At 56.4% G+C, this 19,696-nt stretch carries 20 protein-coding genes and 1 other RNA gene; 10 read left to right on the forward strand and 11 right to left on the reverse strand.

Annotated features, from left to right (window positions below):
• Positions 1–13: 13 nt before the first annotated feature.
• Positions 14–1,657 carry a peptidoglycan-binding domain-containing protein gene (locus Q0746_RS10195; RefSeq protein WP_298259891.1) on the forward strand — a complete coding sequence of 548 codons (1,644 nt, stop codon included), beginning with the start codon at positions 14–16 and terminating at the stop codon, positions 1,655–1,657.
• On the opposite strand, the gene recR is transcribed toward Q0746_RS10195, so the two are convergent.
• From recR to Q0746_RS10215, 4 genes are all read right to left on the reverse strand, one after another.
• Entirely contained in the window at positions 1,654–2,250 is a 597-nt protein-coding gene (gene recR, locus Q0746_RS10200) for a recombination mediator RecR (protein WP_298259895.1), read from the reverse strand. The two genes, Q0746_RS10195 and recR, sit on opposite strands and share 4 nt — an antisense overlap.
• 61 nt (positions 2,251–2,311) lie before the next feature.
• On the reverse strand, positions 2,312–2,656 hold the full coding sequence (locus Q0746_RS10205; protein ID WP_298259897.1) for a YbaB/EbfC family nucleoid-associated protein: 345 nt from the start codon (positions 2,654–2,656) through the stop codon (positions 2,312–2,314).
• Positions 2,657–2,734: 78 nt separating this feature from the next.
• On the reverse strand, positions 2,735–4,477 hold the full coding sequence (locus Q0746_RS10210; protein ID WP_298259899.1) for a DNA polymerase III subunit gamma/tau: 1,743 nt from the start codon (positions 4,475–4,477) through the stop codon (positions 2,735–2,737).
• A gap of 83 nt (positions 4,478–4,560) precedes the next feature.
• The gene (locus Q0746_RS10215) at positions 4,561–5,118 is read right to left on the reverse strand and encodes a TetR/AcrR family transcriptional regulator (RefSeq protein WP_298259901.1); all 558 of its coding nucleotides are present in this window, start codon (positions 5,116–5,118) and stop codon (positions 4,561–4,563) included.
• Between the two features lie 78 nt (positions 5,119–5,196).
• On the opposite strand from Q0746_RS10215, the gene Q0746_RS10220 reads away from it, so the two are divergent.
• On the forward strand, positions 5,197–6,072 hold the full coding sequence (locus Q0746_RS10220) for an alpha/beta fold hydrolase (protein WP_298259903.1): 876 nt from the start codon (positions 5,197–5,199) through the stop codon (positions 6,070–6,072).
• A gap of 5 nt (positions 6,073–6,077) precedes the next feature.
• Here Q0746_RS10220 and ffs read toward each other — a convergent pair.
• Positions 6,078–6,176: signal recognition particle sRNA small type (ffs, locus tag Q0746_RS10225), an RNA gene on the reverse strand.
• A gap of 93 nt (positions 6,177–6,269) precedes the next feature.
• On the opposite strand from ffs, the gene nudC reads away from it, so the two are divergent.
• Positions 6,270–7,235: an NAD(+) diphosphatase gene (gene nudC / locus Q0746_RS10230; RefSeq protein ID WP_298259905.1), complete on the forward strand. Its 966-nt coding sequence runs from the start codon at positions 6,270–6,272 to the stop codon at positions 7,233–7,235.
• Between the two features lie 26 nt (positions 7,236–7,261).
• The gene (locus Q0746_RS10235; protein ID WP_298259907.1) at positions 7,262–7,744 is read left to right on the forward strand and encodes an SRPBCC family protein; all 483 of its coding nucleotides are present in this window, start codon (positions 7,262–7,264) and stop codon (positions 7,742–7,744) included.
• Between the two features lie 16 nt (positions 7,745–7,760).
• Here the strand turns inward: Q0746_RS10235 and Q0746_RS10240 are convergent, their stop codons facing one another.
• Together Q0746_RS10240 and Q0746_RS10245 are read right to left on the reverse strand one after the other, a co-directional pair.
• Positions 7,761–8,171, reverse strand: coding sequence for an NUDIX hydrolase (locus Q0746_RS10240; RefSeq protein ID WP_298259909.1), 411 nt, complete (start codon positions 8,169–8,171; stop codon positions 7,761–7,763).
• 4 nt (positions 8,172–8,175) lie between these two features.
• The gene (locus Q0746_RS10245; protein ID WP_298259911.1) at positions 8,176–9,009 is read right to left on the reverse strand and encodes a prephenate dehydratase; all 834 of its coding nucleotides are present in this window, start codon (positions 9,007–9,009) and stop codon (positions 8,176–8,178) included.
• A 106-nt stretch (positions 9,010–9,115) separates the two neighbouring features.
• Here Q0746_RS10245 and Q0746_RS10250 point away from each other — a divergent pair, with 106 nt between their 5' ends.
• The 5 genes from Q0746_RS10250 (at position 9,116) to Q0746_RS10270 (ending at position 15,530) form a co-directional block, all read left to right on the forward strand.
• A complete protein-coding gene (locus Q0746_RS10250; RefSeq protein ID WP_298259912.1) occupies positions 9,116–9,643 on the forward strand; it encodes a cytochrome c family protein in 528 nt (175 codons plus the stop codon).
• Positions 9,644–9,814: 171 nt separating this feature from the next.
• Positions 9,815–11,716 carry an extracellular solute-binding protein gene (locus Q0746_RS10255; RefSeq protein ID WP_298259914.1) on the forward strand — a complete coding sequence of 634 codons (1,902 nt, stop codon included), beginning with the start codon at positions 9,815–9,817 and terminating at the stop codon, positions 11,714–11,716.
• A 33-nt stretch (positions 11,717–11,749) separates the two neighbouring features.
• Positions 11,750–12,835, forward strand: a complete 1,086-nt coding sequence (locus tag Q0746_RS10260) for a microcin C ABC transporter permease YejB (protein WP_298259917.1) — start codon at positions 11,750–11,752, stop codon at positions 12,833–12,835.
• Positions 12,832–13,938, forward strand: a complete 1,107-nt coding sequence (locus Q0746_RS10265; RefSeq protein ID WP_298259919.1) for an ABC transporter permease — start codon at positions 12,832–12,834, stop codon at positions 13,936–13,938. Before Q0746_RS10260 ends, Q0746_RS10265 begins: the two co-directional genes overlap by 4 nt.
• Positions 13,935–15,530: an ABC transporter ATP-binding protein gene (locus Q0746_RS10270; RefSeq protein WP_298259921.1), complete on the forward strand. Its 1,596-nt coding sequence runs from the start codon at positions 13,935–13,937 to the stop codon at positions 15,528–15,530. Before Q0746_RS10265 ends, Q0746_RS10270 begins: the two co-directional genes overlap by 4 nt.
• A gap of 3 nt (positions 15,531–15,533) precedes the next feature.
• On the opposite strand, the gene Q0746_RS10275 is transcribed toward Q0746_RS10270, so the two are convergent.
• Both Q0746_RS10275 and Q0746_RS10280 read right to left on the reverse strand, forming a co-directional pair.
• Positions 15,534–16,850 carry a D-alanyl-D-alanine carboxypeptidase family protein gene (locus tag Q0746_RS10275; protein WP_298261244.1) on the reverse strand — a complete coding sequence of 439 codons (1,317 nt, stop codon included), beginning with the start codon at positions 16,848–16,850 and terminating at the stop codon, positions 15,534–15,536.
• Between the two features lie 299 nt (positions 16,851–17,149).
• On the reverse strand, positions 17,150–17,527 hold the full coding sequence (locus Q0746_RS10280) for a hypothetical protein (protein WP_298259923.1): 378 nt from the start codon (positions 17,525–17,527) through the stop codon (positions 17,150–17,152).
• Between the two features lie 104 nt (positions 17,528–17,631).
• Between Q0746_RS10280 and hemF the strand changes: the two genes are divergently transcribed.
• Positions 17,632–18,522: an oxygen-dependent coproporphyrinogen oxidase gene (gene hemF / locus Q0746_RS10285; RefSeq protein ID WP_298259925.1), complete on the forward strand. Its 891-nt coding sequence runs from the start codon at positions 17,632–17,634 to the stop codon at positions 18,520–18,522.
• Here hemF and Q0746_RS10290 read toward each other — a convergent pair.
• Both Q0746_RS10290 and phhA read right to left on the reverse strand, forming a co-directional pair.
• Complete coding sequence (locus Q0746_RS10290; RefSeq protein ID WP_298259926.1) at positions 18,519–18,863, reverse strand: 4a-hydroxytetrahydrobiopterin dehydratase; 345 nt, start codon at positions 18,861–18,863, stop codon at positions 18,519–18,521. The genes hemF and Q0746_RS10290 overlap by 4 nt on opposite strands.
• Complete coding sequence (gene phhA, locus Q0746_RS10295; protein ID WP_298259928.1) at positions 18,864–19,661, reverse strand: phenylalanine 4-monooxygenase; 798 nt, start codon at positions 19,659–19,661, stop codon at positions 18,864–18,866.
• Positions 19,662–19,696: the final 35 nt, after the last annotated feature.

Raw genomic sequence — 19,696 nt, forward strand, 5'->3', positions numbered from 1 at the left:
CAAAGGATATGCCATGACCCGCCAAAGCCTTGCCGCCTTTTTGTTAATGTCGGCACCGGCTTGGGCAGGGGACTTGGCCTTGGTTGTGGGCAACGACCGCTATTCCAACGGCCCCGAGATAGTTGACGAAAGCGGAATGCTGGATGCAGTCAAGCCGTTAGAAAGCGCAGGGTTCGACGTGCTGAGTGGCGCGAATATGCCCGTGGCTGAACTTGTCGATTTGGTATCACAGCTGAACGCCAAAGCCGATGGAACCGGGCGCGTCATAATCGCTGTCACGGGGCATTTTGCCCATAGCGCAACGGGCAATTGGCTTTTGGGATCGGATGCCCAAGAGCCTGATTTGGCGACGATCCATTCCCAATCGATCCCGATAAGTACATTGCTTGAAATTGCAGGCCGCGCCACTGGTGGGGCTGTTGTGGCCTTGGGAGTTCAAGCAGAGACATTTCCTTTGGGGGCAGGTGTGACAGCCAGCTTGGGCCGCTATGACATTCCTCAAGGCGTAGCCGTTGTGACTGGCCCGACCGTTGACGTTTCAAAATTTGTGGCTGGGTCGTTGACCGTGAGGGGGCATTCGGTCGCTGCAATGCTGGAGGGGGCTCCAAATCTGACGGGTTCGGGATTCATGGCCCCCTTGGTGGCCTTCCTTCCCAGTGATGGCACCCCGTCGCCAGTTGTTCCAAAGCTTGACCCAGATGCGAAGCAGAAAGCATTTTGGAGTGTGACACAGGAGATTGGGTCGCAAGACAGCTATGAGGCCTATTTAGAGCGCTTTCCCGAGGGGATATTTGCAGATCAGGCCAATACACAGATAGAGCGGATTTTGGCGGAACCGTTGCTTTTGGCACAGGCGGGGGAAGCGGCGCTGAAGCTGGATCGGGACAAGCGCCGTGAAATTCAACGAGGGCTGTCATTGTTGGAATATGACCCCAAAGGGATCGACGGAATTCTGGGGAAGGGCTCACGAGCCGCGATTGCCAAATGGCAAGAGGCGAACAATGAGGCCGCCACCAGCTATCTGACCCTTGCGCAGATAGAGCGGCTGCAAGCCCAAGCAGACAGACGGTCGCGGGAATTGGAAGAAGAAGCCCGCATTCGCCAAGAAGAGTTGGAGCGCAAAGATCGCGCCTACTGGCGTGCCAGCGGGAAAAGTGGCGATGAACCGGGTTTGCGGACGTATCTGGAGAAATACCCCGACGGGGTGTTCGCAGAAATCGCCCTCGCACGTTTGCAGCCCTTTGAGGAGGCCCGTCGCTCTGCTGCCGCAGCACAGGATCGCGCCGATTGGGATGCTGCGGTTTCTGTTGGGTCGCTGGCCGCCTATGAAGGATACCTTCAGGCCAACCCACAGGGGGCCTTTGCGGTGCAAGCCCGCACCCAGATTGCCGAACAAGAATTTGAGGCGAAGAATGCCAATGCCCTTCGTGCAGCGGCGCGGAATGAACAGCGCTTGGGTCTAAGTTCCGGCACGCAGCGGCTGGTCGAAGATCGCCTTCGGGCGCTTGGGTTAAAACCCGGGGCTGTGGATGGTGTGTTTGACGAGGACACGCGCCGTGCAGTTAGGCGGTATCAAGAGGCGCGACAATTGCCGCGCACCGGATATCTAGATCAGAAAACGCTGGTGCGGCTGCTTGCCGATTCAGTCCTGCGTTAGATCGATTTTCGGGCCTTAAGGGCAGCCGAGATTGTGCCGTCATCGAGATAATCCAATTCGCCACCAATGGGCACACCTTGCGCCAAAGAGGTGACCATGACGCCGCGAACTTCCAATTCACCTGCGATGTAATGGGCGGTGGTTTGCCCGTCGATCGTGGCATTCAGGGCGAGGATAACCTCGCGGATGTTTTCGCCCTGCACGCGGTCCATCAATTTGGGGATGCGCAGCTCGTCGGGGCCGATGGCGTCCAATGCCGACAGGGTGCCGCCAAGGACGTGGTAGCGGCCTTTGAAGACGCCGGACCGCTCCATAGCCCAAAGGTCGGCCACATCCTCAACGACGCAAATTTCCCCGGTCGCACGTTTGGCGGCTGAGCAGATGTCACATGTGTCGGAGGTGCCAATGTTGCCGCAGTTGACGCATTCACGCGCGGTGGCCGAGACATTTTGCAAACTGTCCGCCAAGGGCACCATCAAAAGGGCGCGTTTCTTGATCATGTGAAGCACTGCACGACGGGCCGAGCGGGGGCCAAGCCCTGGAAGCTTTGCCATCATCTCGATCAATGTGTCGATGTCTTTTGTGCTACTCAACTGGGCGCGCCCTTTGTTTCGGTCGAAGCCTCCGGCGGAGGTATTTAGGAAGCAATGATGTCTAGAAAGGAAGCTTCATTCCGGCAGGAATGCCCATTTCTTCGGTGATCTTGCTCATCTCTGCAGCGGCCTTGTCGGCGGCTTTGGATTGCGCGTCCTTGATGGCCGCGAGGATCAGATCCTCGACGACTTCTTTCTCGTCAGGGTGAAAAATAGACGGATCGATGTCGAGGGCGGTGAGGATGCCTTTGGCTGTCGCAGTTGCCTTGACGAGGCCCGCGCCACTTTCACCTTGGACTTCGATGTTTTGCAGATCGTCCTGCATTTGGGTCATCTTGTCCTGCATCTCTTTGGCTTTTTTCATCATTCCGGCCATATCGCCGAGATTGCCTAGTCCTTTGAGCATCTGAGTGTCTCCTGCTTGGGAATTCGTATTTGAGAGCGTTATGACAGAGGCCACATAGAGCGCACAAGCCGATGTGGGTTAGTCTTCCTCGAAAGGATCCCATTCGTCTTCGACCTCTGGCAACGCCTCGACGGCGGCTTCTTGCAACAGGTCGGCGGCGGTGCGGATGTCGATTATCTTGGCGCCTGGAAAAGCCTGCAAAGTGGCTTGCATTAGCGGGTGTTCGGTGGCTTCCGCCTTCAGCGCATTGGCCTCTGCATCACGCTCAGCCGCTATGGTTTCACCGCCGCCCTCGTTAACAACAGTGACGGCCCAGCGTTGGCCTGTCCATTGCTGCAAGCGTGCCCCCAAACGAGAGGCCAGATCACGCGGGGCGTCGTCTGTTGGCACGAACTCAATACGGCCCGGCGCGTAGTTGGCCAGCTGCACATAGCCTTCGACCTCGACCAGCAGCTTCATGTCGCGGTTGCTACGGATCAGCCCGACGACCTGCTTGAATGTGGGATACTGCGCGAGGGCGGTTTCTGCGGAAACATCAAGGGCCGCGGAGGTGCCGCCCCCCATGGAGACGGTCTGCTGTGTTTGCGCGCGCGCGGTGGTCATGCCGCCTTGAGGGGGATGACCCCCACCGCCCGTCGGGGCAGCGGGGGGCGGCGGAGTGTCTTGCAGCTTGCGCACCAGTTCTTCCGGCGAGGGCAGATCGGCCATATGTGTGAGGCGAATGATTGCCATTTCGGCGGCCATCATGGCGTTGGGCGCGGCGGCGACTTCCTCGAGTGCCTTAAGAAGCAATTGCCACATGCGTGACATGGCCCGCATGGGCAGGGCTTCCGCCATTGTGGCCCCTCGGGTGCGCTCGTCGGGGCCGACAGTTGGATCGTCAGCGGCCTCCGGTGTGATCTTGATGACGCTGACCCAATGGGTGATCTCTGCCAGATCGCGCAGAACTGCCATCGGATCGGCCCCATCGGCATATTGCGACGACAGCTCTTGCAGCGCGCTGGCGGCGTCGCCCTTCATGATCAGGTCAAACAAATCCAGCACGCGGCCACGATCCGCAAGCCCCAACATCGCCCGCACCTGAGGCGCGGTTGTCTCGCCTGCGCCGTGAGAAATTGCCTGATCCATGAGGCTCATGGCGTCGCGCACGGAGCCTTCGGCGGCACGGGTGATCAGTGCCAAGGCGTCTTCGGCGATCTGGGCGTTTTCCTTCCCGGCAACCGATTGCAAATGGGCAATCATGACCTCTGGTTCTATGCGCCGCAGATCAAAGCGTTGGCACCGCGACAGTACAGTAACAGGCACCTTTCGGATTTCCGTGGTGGCAAAGATGAATTTGACGTGCTCGGGCGGCTCCTCCAGCGTCTTCAACAAGGCGTTGAAGGCGGAAGTAGACAGCATGTGCACCTCATCGATGATGTAGATTTTGTAGCGTGCGGAGGCGGCACGGTAATGTACGGAATCAATGATTTCGCGGATGTCGCCTACCCCTGTGCGCGACGCAGCATCCATTTCCATCACGTCAACATGGCGACCTTCGGCAATTGCGGTGCAATTGTCGCAGATCCCGCAAGGATCGGTCGTTGGGCCACCGGTGCCATCCGCGCCCACGCAGTTCATCCCCTTGGCGATGATCCGAGCCGTGGTGGTTTTTCCGGTGCCGCGAATACCCGTCATGATGAAGGCCTGCGCGATGCGGCCGGCGTCAAAGGCATTTTTGAGCGTCCGCACCATAGCGTCTTGACCGATCAGATCGGCAAATGTGGCAGGGCGGTACTTCCGCGCCAGAACCTGATAGCCGCCGTCTGTAGTGTCAGTCATAGAATTTCCTCGGATTCGGATGCGTCACGAGCCTAATTCGCTGGGGGGGTGACGTCCACCAAAGACTATCCAACTGTTGGCCCTCAGCTGCCAAAAATCAGCATCGGAACCTGTTTGATCGGGTCAGACGTGCCACGTACGCGGGACATGGTCCAAGCGCCTTGAAGCGTCATCCATAGGGCATTTGCCATGGCGTCTGCGTTTTCGGGTTCTGCGCCTTTGGCAATGGCGTGGGCTTTGGTCGCCTCATGCCATTCTTGGAATATCTCGCGGGTGTTAAGTCGAAATTCTTGGTTGCTGGGGCTCTCGAACAGGGTTGAGCTGATCGGGCATCCGCTCCAATTATCATGCAATGTAAACAGCTTGGCTAACTTGTAGCAAAATGTGGTGATGCCATCGCGTGCGGTGTTGGCGTCCTCAAAGGACGCGTCCAATATCCGCAGGGTTTCTTGCGCTGCAAAATGCGCCGCAGCGAGGGCGAGATCGGATTTTCCATTGGGAAAGTGGTGATAGAGCGAGCCTTTAGGAGCCTCCGACGCTTCCAGAATTTCTGCGACGCCTACGCCGTGATACCCCTTGCGTTGAAACAGCAGGGCCGCAGCGGCGACCAGTCGGTCACGGGTTGGAGGCAGGTTAGACACACCCCATTAAAACATATCTAGACCGAATGGTCTAGTCGTGATATTGAACCGATCAGTCTAGTTTGCTCGGAGTGCCCCATGACCATGATCAGCCCTGTCGAAGCCGCCGAAATCGAGGTGCAGGAGGTTTCCATTCTATCGGGGGCCCGAAAGCTTGCGGGGCATGTGTTTATGCCAAGTGAAAACCCAAGAGCCGCCGTCGTTCTGAACGCGGCCACGGGTGTTCCCATGCGCTATTACCGGCCATTTGCCGAGTGGTTGGCACAAGAACACGACTTGACATGTTTGCTATATGACTACCGCGACTTTGGCGCATCTGCGCGTCAGCATGTGCGAAGCTCAAACGCGAATATGACCGATTGGGGGGTGCATGATCAGCAAGCCGCCCGCGACTTTATGCGCGCCCATTTTCCCGACGTGCCATTGTGGGTGATCGGGCATTCACTTGGCGGATTGCTTGTGCCGTTTCAAAAGGACTTGCATGAGATAGACCGCCTGATCACTGTTGGCAGCGGGCCGGTGCATGTCTCCGAGCATCCTTGGCCTTATCAAGCCATGGCGCGGTTCTTCTGGTTTGGTGCTGGCCCAGTGGCGACATTGGCATTGGGGTATCTACCGGCCAAACGCTTGAGGTTTGGCCCTGACCTTCCTGCTGGCGTTTATTGGCAATGGCGCAACCTGTGCACGCGCCGCGACTACGTCATGCGCGACATCGGAAAGAAGATGCCTTTCCCCGACTGGACGAGCCTAAGTGGTCGCGTGAAATTTGTAGCAATTGAAGACGACTATATGGTTCCCCCAAGCGTGGTGTGGCGATCGATGGAGTTTTTCCAACAGGCAACTAAGACCCAAGCCTTGCTCAAGCCCAAGACCTACGGCCTGGAGAAAATTGGTCACATTGGGGTGTTTGATCCTAAGAACGCCGCCTGCTGGGCCGATCTAATCGCCGAATGAGGCGTAGGTGAGAGGTTGGACATCGACCCAAGTGGGGCTCGTTGTGGCTGCTTCCTTCCGGATCTGACCAGGTTGGCGAGGCACTTGCCCGCGCCAACCCCTCACCGCCGATATAGGCACAGATTCTTTATAACGCAAGGTTTGCCAATGGAGAGCTGTCGTGAAACAAGCGAAGGACACAATTTAGGGGCGGCGTGGTGAAACTTGCTGAGACAGTTACCTTTGGTGGATCAGGTCTGGAACGCGCAGCACATTTGCGCGGTGATGAGCAGGCCCTAGCCGATATGTTGGCGAAGACCGACACGGGTGTTTTGCCGATATGGCGTGGTAAGCCCTTGATCGCAGGAGAGGACCGCGACCGCCCAGCGTGGCAATCGGCTAACCACCCGATATTTGAACACGCGGACGAAGCCCCGATCTTTTTGGGGTTGGACGATGGAGTCGCACGATTTTCACAGGATGTTTCGGGCTGGGAGCCTGACGAAAACTTGGACACGCTAAATCAGTTTCTTGACCCCTCCGAGCAGCATTTTCCCGGACTTCCACAAGACGAGCGGTTCTCGGAGCTGCGCGGGATCATGACACATCTCAACGCGCGCGACGCAGAATTGATCGCAACCGCCAAAGCCGTCGGTAGCTGGCATGAAACCCACGGGTTTTGCGCGAAATGCGGTAGCAAGTCTTCGATCTCCATGGCCGGATGGCAGCGCGACTGCGCGGCTTGTGGGGCTCATCATTTTCCGCGCACGGATCCGGTAGTGATCATGTTGGTGACACATGGAAATTCGGTGCTGATGGGGCGGTCTTCGGGATGGCCTGAGGGGATGTATTCTTGTCTGGCTGGGTTTGTAGAACCCGGAGAAACCATAGAAGCCGCTGTGCGACGGGAAACCTTTGAGGAAGCGGGCGTAAAAGTTGGTGCGGTCGAGTATTTGTCCAGCCAGCCTTGGCCGTTCCCAGCGTCTTTGATGTTCGGATGCCGTGGGCATGCCCAAACAACTGAGATCACCATCGATCCCGTAGAAATCGAAGATGCCCTGTGGGTGACCCGCGAAGAGATGATGGAGACGTTTGCGGGCAACAATCCGAAAATGAAACCGGCGCGAAAGGGCGCAATTGCGCATTTCCTGTTGCTTAACTGGCTTCAGGATACATTAGACTAAGTAAAGAAAAATAAAAGCGGGCCGACATGAAGTTCTCCACCAAGGAAGATCTAGAAATACCGATCGACGACGTGTTCACGATGTTGTCGGATTTCGACAGCTATGAACGCGCGGTGTTGCGCCATGGGGCGGATGTTTCGCGGACTGATAACATTGATGGCGAAGGCATTGGTATGTCGTGGAAGGCCCGCGCCACGGTGCGGGGAAAGAAGCGCGAATTTGACGTGAAGCTTGTGGACTTCGATCGCCCGAATCAAATGCTTTTTGATGTGAAAACAAACAACATGTCGGCAACATTCCTGATAGAGTTGGTTGCCATGTCACGTATGCGCACCAGAATGCGGCTGGAGCTGGACGTGCGCCCGCAAACCCTTTCGGCGCGTTTGTTGATGCAGTCAGCCAAGCTGGCACGCAACACTTTGAACCGCCGTTACAAAACGCGGATCGCGCATTTTGCCAGCGATTTGGAAGAGCGCTACAAAAAAGGGCTGCGCACCGCTGGCGTTTAAGACGGCGCGACAGGCCTCACATTTGTACCGCGAGGTTCAGCACGGCCGCCACATTGTCCGACAGGGGGCGATCTCCCGACAAAACCGCGCTCACCGGCACCCAAGCCGCGTCCATCGCATCGTCATCTGCAACGGGATCGCCACTGACATAGCTGCAAAGAACCGCCGCCAGTAGGTAGTGATAGGTCACCACGCCATGACGGTCACGGCCAATCACATCGACATTGGTTAGATAGGACGTTGGGGTCGCAATGACGCCGGTTTCTTCGTGCAGTTCACGCGCAGCGGCTTCTAGGGCCGTTTCGCCCCTTTCGACATGCCCCCCTGGAAACCCCCATTCGCCTTCATTTGGAGGATTACGGCGTTGGACAAGCAAAGCTTGGCCATCATGCACGACAACCGCGATTGCCCCGAGTTTGGGGCGCAAGCCCTCAGTCACGGGCGAAGGCGGCAGGATAGGTCCCTAGAACTTTGATTTCGGAGGTGAAGAAGCCCAATTCCTCCATCGCGTGTTGAACATTGGTGTCCTCGGGGTGGCCGGCGATATCCGCATAAAACTGGGTGGCCGTGAATTCGCCATCGACCATGTAGCTTTCCAACTTGGTCATGTTGATGCCGTTGGTGGCAAAGCCGCCCATGGCTTTATACAGCGCGGCAGGAAGGTTGCGGACCCGAAACACGAAAGACGTGATCATATGGGTGTCTCCGCGTCGCGACAGATCCGCCTGCGGGGACATGATCAAGAAGCGGGTGGTATTGGTGTCATTGTCTTCTATCCCACGCACCAAAACATCCAGCCCGTGGGTCTTTGCTGCCATCTCGGAGGCAAGCACTCCCACGCCTGGCTCGGGAGACGCCGCTAGCTCAGCGGCCGCACCGGCGCTATCCACCGCAGATTCGCCGCGAATGTTGTTGGTGGCCAGATAGGTGTGGCATTGCGGCAAAAGCACGGGATGCGCGCGCACGATCTTGATGTCGTCTAGGGCTGTACCCTTTGGGGCCATCAGGCAAATCCGCACCCGCACGAAGGCTTCATCGATGATATGCAGGCCAGAGCCAGGCAACAGGCGGTGAATATCCGCCACCCGTCCGTAGGTTGTGTTCTCGACCGGAAGCATCGCCAATGACGCAGCACCGGAGCGCACGGCTTCAATAACCTCTTCGAAGGATTTGCAGGGAAGGGGGTCCATATCAGGGCGGGCCCGAACGCAGGCTTCGTGGGAGTAGGCGCCGAGCTCCCCTTGGAACGCAATTTTAACTGTCATGGTGCATTTTCCACAAAAAGGCATTTAGTCGCGGTGTCTAGCCCTTGCGGAAGGGTATGGGAAGAAGATAGATAGCGGCGAAACGCCAAACGGGTGAGAGACAGACATGTTTGACACGATGACTATGACCAAAGTTCTGGGTGCGGTTTGCGGATCGCTTCTGGTTTTTCTGCTGGGCAGCTGGGTTGCTGACACAATTTACCACACCGGCGAAGCTGGGCATGGTGGTGAGGATCACGCGCAAGGCTATGTTGTGGAAGTTGCAACAGCTGACACAGGCACAGAGGAAGTTGTTGAGGAAATCGACTTCGCGTCCTTGATGGCCGAAGCGAACGCTGAAAAAGGCGCAAAGGTCTTCTCCAAGTGCAAAGCTTGCCACAAAGTCGAAGAGGGCAAGCATGGAACAGGCCCATCTTTGTTCGGGATCGTAGACAAGGATATCGCCGCAGCAGATGGCTACGGATACTCCGATGTGCTGATCGGCATGGACGGAACTTGGACAGTTGACGCGCTGAGCGGGTTTATCGAGAACCCCAAAGCCTATGCGCCTGGCACGAAAATGGGCTTCAAGGGCATCTCCAAGCCAACTGATCGTGCGAACCTGATCGCCTACCTAGAGACGCTCGGCGGCTAGGTTGATCGGAAGCTATTGTATTGAAAGACCGTCCTTTGTGGGCGGTCTTTTGCATTTAAGTCCTCTCTTAAGCTCACAATCGCGCAATCGGCCTTGATTGTTGAGGAAAACCAACTTCTTTTATCTTATCAAATACGCGACACGCCCGAGATCGATCTGAGGAGGATCAATATGACGAACCGCAATTCGCAAGCCCTTGCCAAAACCCGATCCAAGCCGAATGGCGTGATGAAGTGGATGGGCGCTGGGCTGGTTCTGATTGCGGCGACATTTACCTCGGCGACGATTGCGCGCAGCGAGACAATCATCAAAGCCCACGGGTTTTCGGATTTCGGAGAACTGAAGTACCCCGAAGGCTTCCCGCATCTCGACTATGTGAACCCCGATGCGCCCAAAGGCGGCGAAATCTCGGTTGCCGCGCGTGGAACATTCGACAGCATGAACCCCTACAGCCGCAAGGGCCGCGCAGGGGCTCTGTCCAACACCCCCTACGAGCGCCTGATGGCGGCCGTGGATGACGACCCCTATGGCGCGTATTGCGTACTTTGTGAGAGCTTGGAGTACCCAGAAAGCCAAGACTGGGTGATTTTCAACCTACACCCAGAAGCCAAATTTTCGGACGGAACCCCAGTCACAGCGCATGACGTTGTGTTCACGGTTAAAACTTTTCTGACTGATGGTCTGCCGTCCTTCGCGCAAGCAGTCTCGAAGTTCTACAAAAGCTATGAAGCCCTGGATGACCACCGGATCAAGTTCACCTTTAACGAGGGGATTCCGCGCAAAGGTTTGATCAGCCAAGCGGGGGCGTCGATTGCGTTCTCGAAGAAATGGTTCGAGGCGAACGACGCCAACATCAAAGAACCACGTCTGGAATCGGCCATCGGATCCGGCCCATACATCCCCGTTGAGGTCGAAGCGCCGCGGCGAATTGTGTACAAGCGCAATCCCGATTACTGGGGGGCAAATTTGCCGATCAACAAGGGGCGCTGGAATTTCGACCGCATCCGCGTTGAATACTTCGCGGACCCCACTGCATCGATGGAAGCCTTCAAAAGCGGGGTGTATAACTTCCGGCGCGAAACAAGCTCGCTGTCTTGGGCAACCGCATATGATTTCCCTGGTATTCGCGACGGGTTCATCGCCAAGAAAGAATTGGCCAACGGAGATCTGCCTCCTTCCTATGGAATGGTGTTCAACCTGCGCCGTGACAAGTTTGCAGACCCGCGTGTGCGCGAGGCGCTGCAACTGATGTACAACTTCACATGGACCAACGAGACGCTGCAATTTGGCCTGTTTGCGCAGCGCAATTCGTTCTGGGAGAACACCGATTTACAGGCAAAAGGTGTCGCAGAAGGGTTGGAGCTGGAGTACCTCAAGTCTGTTGAGGAATTGCTGGAAGACAAATCCGTGCTCACGGAACCGGTTATCTCTGCCCATGAAAGCAGCAACCGTCAGCTGGATCGCAAGAACCTACGCAAAGCCAACAAACTGTTGTCCGAAGCCGGTTGGGAAGCCGACGCCGCAGGTGTGTTGAAAAAGGACGGCAAGCCGCTGGAGATAGAGTTCCTGTCTTCACAACCGGCATATGACCGTTTGATTCAGCCCTACATTGAAAATTTGAAGCGCCTTGGCATTCAAGCCAACTACAACCGTGTGGACCCTGCCCAATACACCAACCGTGAGCGTGGGTTCGACTGGGATATGATCTACGACGGTTACGTCAACGGGTTCGAGGAAGGCAACGGCATTTCGCAACGGTTCGGATCCGAAGATGCGGAGTATTCGTTGTTCAACCCGTCGGGCTATAGCTCACCGGCGGTCGATGCGTTGATCAAGAAGATGCTTGATGCGAAAACTCTGGATGAGATGCAAGCCGCCGTGCGGGCCACAGACCGCATTTTGCGGGCAGCGCGCATCATGATCCCTGCGTGGTATAATGACACCTTCTGGGTCGCCTATTACGATATGTTCGAGCACCCAGACAAATTGCCGCCACTGGCCTTGGGTCATCTGGATTTTTGGTGGTATAACGCTGAAAAGGCTGCGGCCTTGAAGGCAAAAGGCGCCCTCTAGGGCGGTTACAAGAACAGGCGGTAAGACCCGAACATGGGCGCATATATTCTCAGACGGCTGTTGCTGGTGATTCCGACTTTGATTGGGATCATGATCGTGAATTTCACCCTGACGCAATTCGTGCCAGGCGGCCCCATTGAGCAGGTTATCGCGAACCTTGAAGGCTCTGGCGATGTGTTTGAAGGAATTTCGGGCGGCACCAACGACAGCCAGTTCGACAACCTGAGCACCGACAGCAAATATGAAGGCGCGCGCGGGTTGCCGCCCGAATTTATTGCCGAGCTTGAGAGAGAATTCGGCTTCGACAAGCCGCCGCTACAACGCTTTTTGAATATGATGTGGAACTATCTGCGGTTCGACTTCGGCGAAAGCTACTTCCATTCCAAGAACGTGCTAGAGATGGTGCTGGAGACGATGCCAGTGTCGATCACGCTGGGGCTTTGGTCCACTTTGATTGCCTATATGATTTCGATCCCCTTGGGCATTCGCAAGGCGGTCACCGATGGGTCACGGTTTGATTCATGGACCTCGGGCGTCATCATCTTTGCCTACTCCATTCCGGGATTTCTTTTCGCGATCTTGCTGCTCGTGTTCTTTGCGGGGGGATCGTATTTCCAATGGTTCCCGCTGCGCGGGCTGACGTCGGAAAACTTTGACCAGCTTACCCTGTTTGGCAAAGTGGTGGACTACCTATGGCATATCATTTTGCCGGTGACTGCCGCGTCCATTTCGGCCTTTGCGACGCTGACCTTGCTGACGAAGAACTCCTTCTTGGATGAAATCAAAAAGCAATATGTCATCACGGCCAAAGCCAAGGGCCTGTCGGAGGGCAAGGTGCTCTACGGGCATGTATTCCGCAACGCGATGCTGATCGTGATCGCGGGCTTCCCGAGTTTGTTTATGGGGATTTTCCTCACGGGGTCGCTGATCATCGAATTGATATTCTCCCTCGACGGATTGGGCCGGTTGGCCTTTGAGGCCGCAGTTGCCCGCGATTATCCGGTGGTGTTTGGGACGCTCTACTTCTTTGGGTTGTTGGGGCTTGTTGTGAACATCCTATCTGACCTGATGTATATCGTCGTGGATCCGCGCATCGACTTTGAAAGCCGCGAAACATGAAGCTATCCCCCCTCAACCAACGTCGCTGGGCCAACTTCAAACGCAATCGTCGCGCGTTCTGGTCGTTGTGGATTTTCGCCGTTCTTTTTGGCCTGTCCCTGTTTGCTGAATTGCTTGCCAACGACAAGCCGATCTTGATCAAATACCGCGGCGAGCTCTTCACGCCGGTCACCAGCTTCTACCCTGAAACCGCCTTTGGCGGCGACCTGCGCACCGAAGCGGTTTACCGTGACATTGAAATACAATGCCTGATCAAAACCGGTGGCATTGAGGACTGCTGGGACGACCCCGAAGGCGTGATGGAAGAGGCCGCAACAGGTACATTCGCCGGCGAGCCGGTAGAGGCAGGGTGGATCATTTCCCCGATCATCCCCTACCATTACACCACGATCGTGGACCGCCCGGGCACAGCGCCTGCGGCACCGGACGCGACGAATTGGCTGGGCACGGACAACACATCGCGCGACGTGACGGCGCGGGTGATTTACGGCTTCAGATTGTCAATTATCTTCACGTTGGTCGTGACCATCGTGTCATCGATCATCGGGATCGCGGCGGGTGCCGTTCAAGGGTTCTTCGGTGGCCGCGTCGATTTGATTTTCCAACGGGTGTTGGAGATTTGGGGCGCAACGCCCAGTCTCTATGTGATCATCATCATGTTTGCCATTTTGGGGCGTAGCTTCTGGCTGCTGGTGTTCTTGTCGATCCTGTTCGGCTGGCCTGCCTTGGTGGGGGTCGTGCGGGCCGAGTTCCTGCGGGCACGAAACTTCGAGTATGTCCGCGCAGCGCGGGCGCTTGGGGTCTCTAACACCACGATCATGTTCCGCCATATACTGCCCAACGCTATGGTTGCGACATTGACCTTTTTGCCGTTTATCGTAACCGGCACCATTGGCACGCTGGCAGCACTTGATTTTCTGGGTTTCGGCCTGCCGGCCTCCGCCCCTTCGTTGGGCGAACTGATTTTGCAAGCCAAGCAAAATTTGCAAGCCACATGGCTGGCTCTTACGGCTTTTACAACATTCGCGGTGATGCTGTCGTTGCTGGTGTTTATCTTTGAAGGCGTGCGTGACGCGTTCGACCCTAGAAAGACTTTCCAATGACTGTGCTACTAGACGTCAAAGACTTGCGGGTAAGCTTCCGACAAGACGGCGAAACCACCGAAGCGGTCAAGGGCGTGACCTTCCATGTGGACCGTGGCGAGACGGTGGCATTGGTGGGGGAATCCGGCTCGGGGAAATCGGTGTCGGCTCTGTCGACAGTGCAATTGCTGCCTGACAGTGCTTCGGTCGAAGGTCAGATCACCTATGATGGCCGTGATTTGGCCAGCGCCAGCGAGCAAGAATTGCGCCAAGTGCGAGGCAACGACATCAGCTTCATTTTCCAAGAGCCGATGACCTCGCTCAATCCGCTGCACACATTGGAGCGGCAGATCACCGAAAGTTTGAGCCTGCATCAAAACCTGCACGGGGACGCCGCGAAGGCGCGCGTGATTGAATTGTTGGACAAAGTTGGCATTCGTGACGCCGAAAAACGCCTGACCAGCTACCCGCATCAGCTATCGGGGGGGCAACGCCAACGGGTGATGATCGCCATGGCGCTGGCCAACGGGCCGGAACTATTGATCGCGGACGAGCCAACAACCGCGCTGGATGTGACCATCCAGTCGCAAATTCTGGACCTGCTGGCAGAGTTGAAAATCCGCGAGAAAATGTCGTTGTTGTTTATCACCCATGATCTTGGCGTTGTGCGCAAAATTGCTGACCGTGTTTGTGTCATGCAGCATGGTGAGATCGTGGAAACCGGCCCTACGGCGGAAATTTTCAACAACCCGCAGCATCCCTACACCAAGTTGCTGCTAGACGCCGAAGCCACTGGCCTTCCAGACCCTGTTCCAGCGGGGGCCAGTGAAATGGTGTCCACAGATGCGCTGCGTATCTGGTTTCCGATCCAAACCGGCCTGCTGAAACGGACCACCGGACATGTCAAAGCCGTCAATGAGGCCAGCATCTCCGTAAGGGCAGGGGAGACATTGGGCATCGTCGGCGAATCCGGCTCTGGCAAAACCACCTTGGCCCTGGCCATTATGCGCCTGATCTCCAGCAAGGGCGCGATCCAGTTTGAAGGTCGTGACATTCAAGGCTTGGCCTCTAACGAACTGCGCCCTTTGCGTGCTGATATGCAAATTGTGTTCCAAGACCCTTACGGCTCTCTTAGCCCACGCATGACGGTGGAGCAGATTATCGCCGAAGGGTTGGGGGTTCACGGAACTGATGCTGGACGCACTCCAAGGGAACTGGTCGCGGAGATCATGAGCGAGGTGGGGCTAGATCCCGAGATGATGCACCGCTATCCGCATGAGTTTTCAGGCGGGCAGCGTCAACGTATCGCCATCGCCCGTGCCATGATATTGCGGCCCAAACTGGTTGTTCTGGACGAGCCGACATCGGCATTGGATATGACCGTTCAGGTGCAGATAGTAGAGCTTCTGCGCGATTTGCAAAAGAAATACGGGCTGGCCTATCTCTTTATCAGCCACGATCTGAAAGTCGTGCGTGCCATGTCGCATAAAGTGATGGTGATGAAGCAAGGAAACGTGGTGGAAGAGGGTATCAGCGAAGAGCTGTTTTCCAACCCAAAGGTACCCTATACGCAGCAACTTCTGGCTGCTGCGCTGGATTTTAAGGCAAGCTAAAGCCTAGGCTCCCGGCCCGCGAACTTCACAGTCATGACCGCGCGCATTTAGGCGCTGACAGGCCAATGTGGCCTTGCTTTGGGACAAGCCGACAAAATTGGCTTCCCAACCGCGTGGACGGTTGACCACTTTGCGCAGGGCATCGTCCAGCGTGCCAATTTCTTGCAAGGCGGTTTTGAGCAGCAAGCGCTCTGCGCGGTTGCGGGTTGTGTAGCGCCCCAGCGAGATGGACCAATGACGGCCCCCTGATGTCGACGCGCGTGTTACGATCCGGCGCGCGGCAGGTTTGCGGCGTGGCTCTGCGGTGTCGATGGCGGCTTGCACCAGGTTTTGTGGCCTGCGCACGGGCGTGACGGTGGCCCCCGCCAATGTCTCGTTCTGAGCGGCGCGCGTGGCGACGTCATTTCGGGCGTTGATCACGTTGTTATCGACGCTTTCGACGATGGCGAGCAACATATCCTCGGATGGCGCACGATCTGGGCGCTGCAAGGGGCGCGGGCTTTTGCTGCGCGCGGTAATGGTCGGCGCGACCTTGATGACTTTTGGCTCTTGCGCAGGAATGGTGCCAAGAACTGGGCGTCTAGGTTTGCTTAACTTGGCACGGGAGGGCGCGCGTTTGAAGCCCAAGTCCAGCAACTCGGCAACACGTGCATTTCTAGCTGCAGAAGATGTGCCCCCGAACACAGTTGCAATCACGCGCTCGTTGCCGCGCTCTGCGGAGGCAACAAGGTTGAACCCAGCGGCCCGCGTGTAGCCGGTTTTGATGCCATCAGCGCCTTTGTAGTTTTGCAAAAGGCGGCGGTTGGTGTTGGAGACCTGCTTGACCCCCGCGTGCGTGGTTTGGCGGGAGAATAAGTTATAATACTGTGGGTAGTCATAGATCAGGTGACGGCCCAAAGTTGTCATGTCACGTGCTGTGGACATGTGGCCGTTTTCAGTCAGGCCGTGGGCATTCTTGAAGGTGGTATTCGTCATGCCCAATGCCTTGGCCATGGCGTTCATTCGACGGGCGAATGCGGCTTCGGACCCTGATATTGCCTCACCAAGAGCAGTGGCTGCATCATTGGCAGATTTCACGGACGCCCCACGGATCAAGTAGCGCAACGCAATGCGTTGACCGGCCTTCAGGCCCAGTTTGGACGGTTGCTCCGCTGCCGCTTTGCGCGAAATCTTGACCTTCGTTTCAAGGGTGATTTCGCCACGACGGATCGCGTCGAAGACAACATATAGTGTCATCATTTTCGTCAATGACGCTGGATGAAGTCGCGTATCCGCATTGCGGGAGTGAAGCACCTCACCGGTGCGCGCATCAAGCACCATCGCGGCGTAAGGTGCAGCGTTAGATGCCCCTGCCCATGCGGATGCCACAAGAAGAACCAGCCCTATGCGGACTGCGTTTAAAAGACGTAAAACCACGACGTCTGCCCATTTTGCCTCGGAAATGACGTTGCATTCCCATTTATATTTATCAGCCGATTATCGACCTTTGAATTACCCGTAGCACAAAGGCTGTAATCCGAAAACACCTTAGTTTCAGCTGGTTTAGAGGTGTCGTTCAAGTGTCTCAGCCACATCTTGTGGCTTGGGGTGCATATGCTACTAGATGGGCGATATTGGGGCTAGACGGCCGCTGGATATTCCAGTTCACAACGTTGTTGGTTGAGCAAACTGTTGCGCTTAAGCTCAATTTCCTTGGCCTTAAGGGAGCGAAGTTTACGTTTTTCTTGATCCAGATCCACTGCCACGGGCCGTTTGGTTGTATAGGGCTGCGGGTAATTGCAAAAACTGAACTGCCCGTTGCTGCCAACACCGGTTCCCACACAGAAATTCGTATAGATGACAGTACGGGTTTCAGTCTGAATTGCATAACCGCGATCAAGGGTGGCCTGAGTATCCGCGATCAATGCCTGCACCACACGTAGATCCTTCAGCGCATCCTGCTTGCAAGCTTCAAGAGGATTGGCGCAGGCCGCAAGAAACACCAACGGGGTGATCAAAAGTAATCTCATTGGGTAATATTACTCCAGTTGCGACGCCAAGGGAACGTGACACTTGTCGCTCACAAATGTTAGCACGAGGTGAAGTAAATAGGACAAGCCCAGTGACCGACGATTTCGACAGTAAGAAAGCCCAAGCTTCTGCATGGTTCCGCACTTTGCGCGACGACATCGTCGCCGCCTTTGAGGGGTTGGAGAACAGCCAAACGGAAGGGCCATTCGCTGATCTTCCGGCGGGTCAGTTCGAGGTGTCGGAGACAAAACGCGGCACGGACGACGGGTCGGACGCAGGTGGCGGCTTGATGAGCGTCATGCGCGGGGGGCGCGTGTTTGAGAAGGTCGGTGTAAATATCTCGACTGTTTACGGCACTTTGGGGGATCGCGCACAAAAGGCGATGGCCGCGCGCGGGGTTCCCGGAATGGAAAGCGATCCGCGCTTCTGGGCGTCTGGCATTAGCCTTGTGGCCCATATGCAGAACCCGCAAACTCCGGCAGTTCATATGAACACACGCATGTTCTGGACACCAAACGCTTGGTGGTTTGGAGGTGGCTCTGACTTGAACCCCTGCCTTGAGCGCGAAGAGGACACCGCCTTCTTCCACGGAGTTCTCAAAGAATATTGCGACAAACATGATGCCGAATACTACCCCCGCTTCAAAAACTGGGCGGACGAATATTTCTATGTTCCGCATCGCAACCGCGCACGCGGCGTGGGGGGCATCTTCTATGATGATCTAAACACCGGTGACTGGGACGCGGATTTCGCGTTCACTCAGGACGTGGGCCGTTCGTTTCTTCCGGCCTTTGTCGGGGTCACCGAAAAATGGCGCAACACGCCGTGGACAGACGCCGACAAAGAGGCACAGCTGGTGCACCGTGGCCTCTATGCCGAATACAATCTTGTGTATGATCGCGGGACCAAATTCGGGTTGGAAACCGGCCATGACGCCAATGCGGTTCTCATGAGCCTGCCGCCTGTGGCCAAATGGACCTAGCCCACCAAGGCGTCGAACTTTGCCGCGCAGATGAAATCATTGGGGGATAGCCCGCCAAGTTCGTGGGATGTGAAGGTGATCTTGCAGTATCCCCAACCGAACTGAATGTCGGGGTGGTGCCCTTCCTTATCCCCCAAGAACGCAGCAAGATTGGCGTGGTAAACCGGCTTGGCGAAGCCCTTAAATGTCATTTCGCGGGTCAGTTTGGAAGTTTCGGCATCCAGCATCCAGTCGCTGTGAAGCTGGGGCATTTTCTCATGCGCCTCTGCGCGCGTCATGACAACGCCCCCGCCTGCGCAAACATCGCAAGATTGCTGGTTTAGATCTGTTGTGTTGGTCATCTATCCTGCCTTCTGTTCATTTGGATATTCAGGGGCGAAGAGCCCTAGGTCTTGGGCCGCGTGAACATCTGCGATGAGGTCGCGTTCTGCGGCTTGAAAAAGTGTGTCTATGTTCTCTAGCACGAAATACACCGGCTGGTGGATGTCGATGCGATACGGCGTGCGAAGGATGTCCATCACGTCGAATTCGCGACGGATAACATCAGGGGCCTCGATGCTGTGAGGCAGCTCGGTCGGGGACGACGCAAGGCCCGAGCCGAGCGCCTTGAAACCGTCATCGCTGCGGGTCAGACCAAATTCAATGGTGAACCAATAAAGGCGAATAAGCCACGCATGGTCCTTGGATTGGGCCGTTTGACCAGCCTTGCCGATGGCTTGCGAGAAATGGGCGAAACGTGCGTCCGTCAGCAACGGGGTATGCCCGAAGATTTCATGAAAGATGTCCGGCTCTTTGATGTAGTCGAAGTCGGCTCTGCTGCGAATGAAGGAAGCGGCGGGAAAGGTCTTATTGGCCAGCATCGTGAAGAACTGCCTGAATCCGATCAGTGCCGGAACGGGGTCCACCTGCCAGCCGGTCAGAGGACGAAGGCTGGCCGAGACCTCGGGGCATTGCGGGACACGATCGTGGGGCAAGCCAAGCCGGTCGAACCCGTCTAGGTATTCCTTGGCGCAGAGCCGCCGGATGTTGGGAAGCTGCTGGGCGAAAAGATCGCGCCAGACCGCGTCCTCCTCGCTGGTATAGCTGATTGTGCCATCCGCATTGACCTGCTTGGCTTGATACGCGCTGATCTTCGACATCTTGGGTCCTCCGATAAAGGTAGGATAGGACGTCG

It is taken from the genome of uncultured Litoreibacter sp. (genome assembly GCF_947487515.1).
Taxonomy (GTDB): domain Bacteria; phylum Pseudomonadota; class Alphaproteobacteria; order Rhodobacterales; family Rhodobacteraceae; genus Litoreibacter.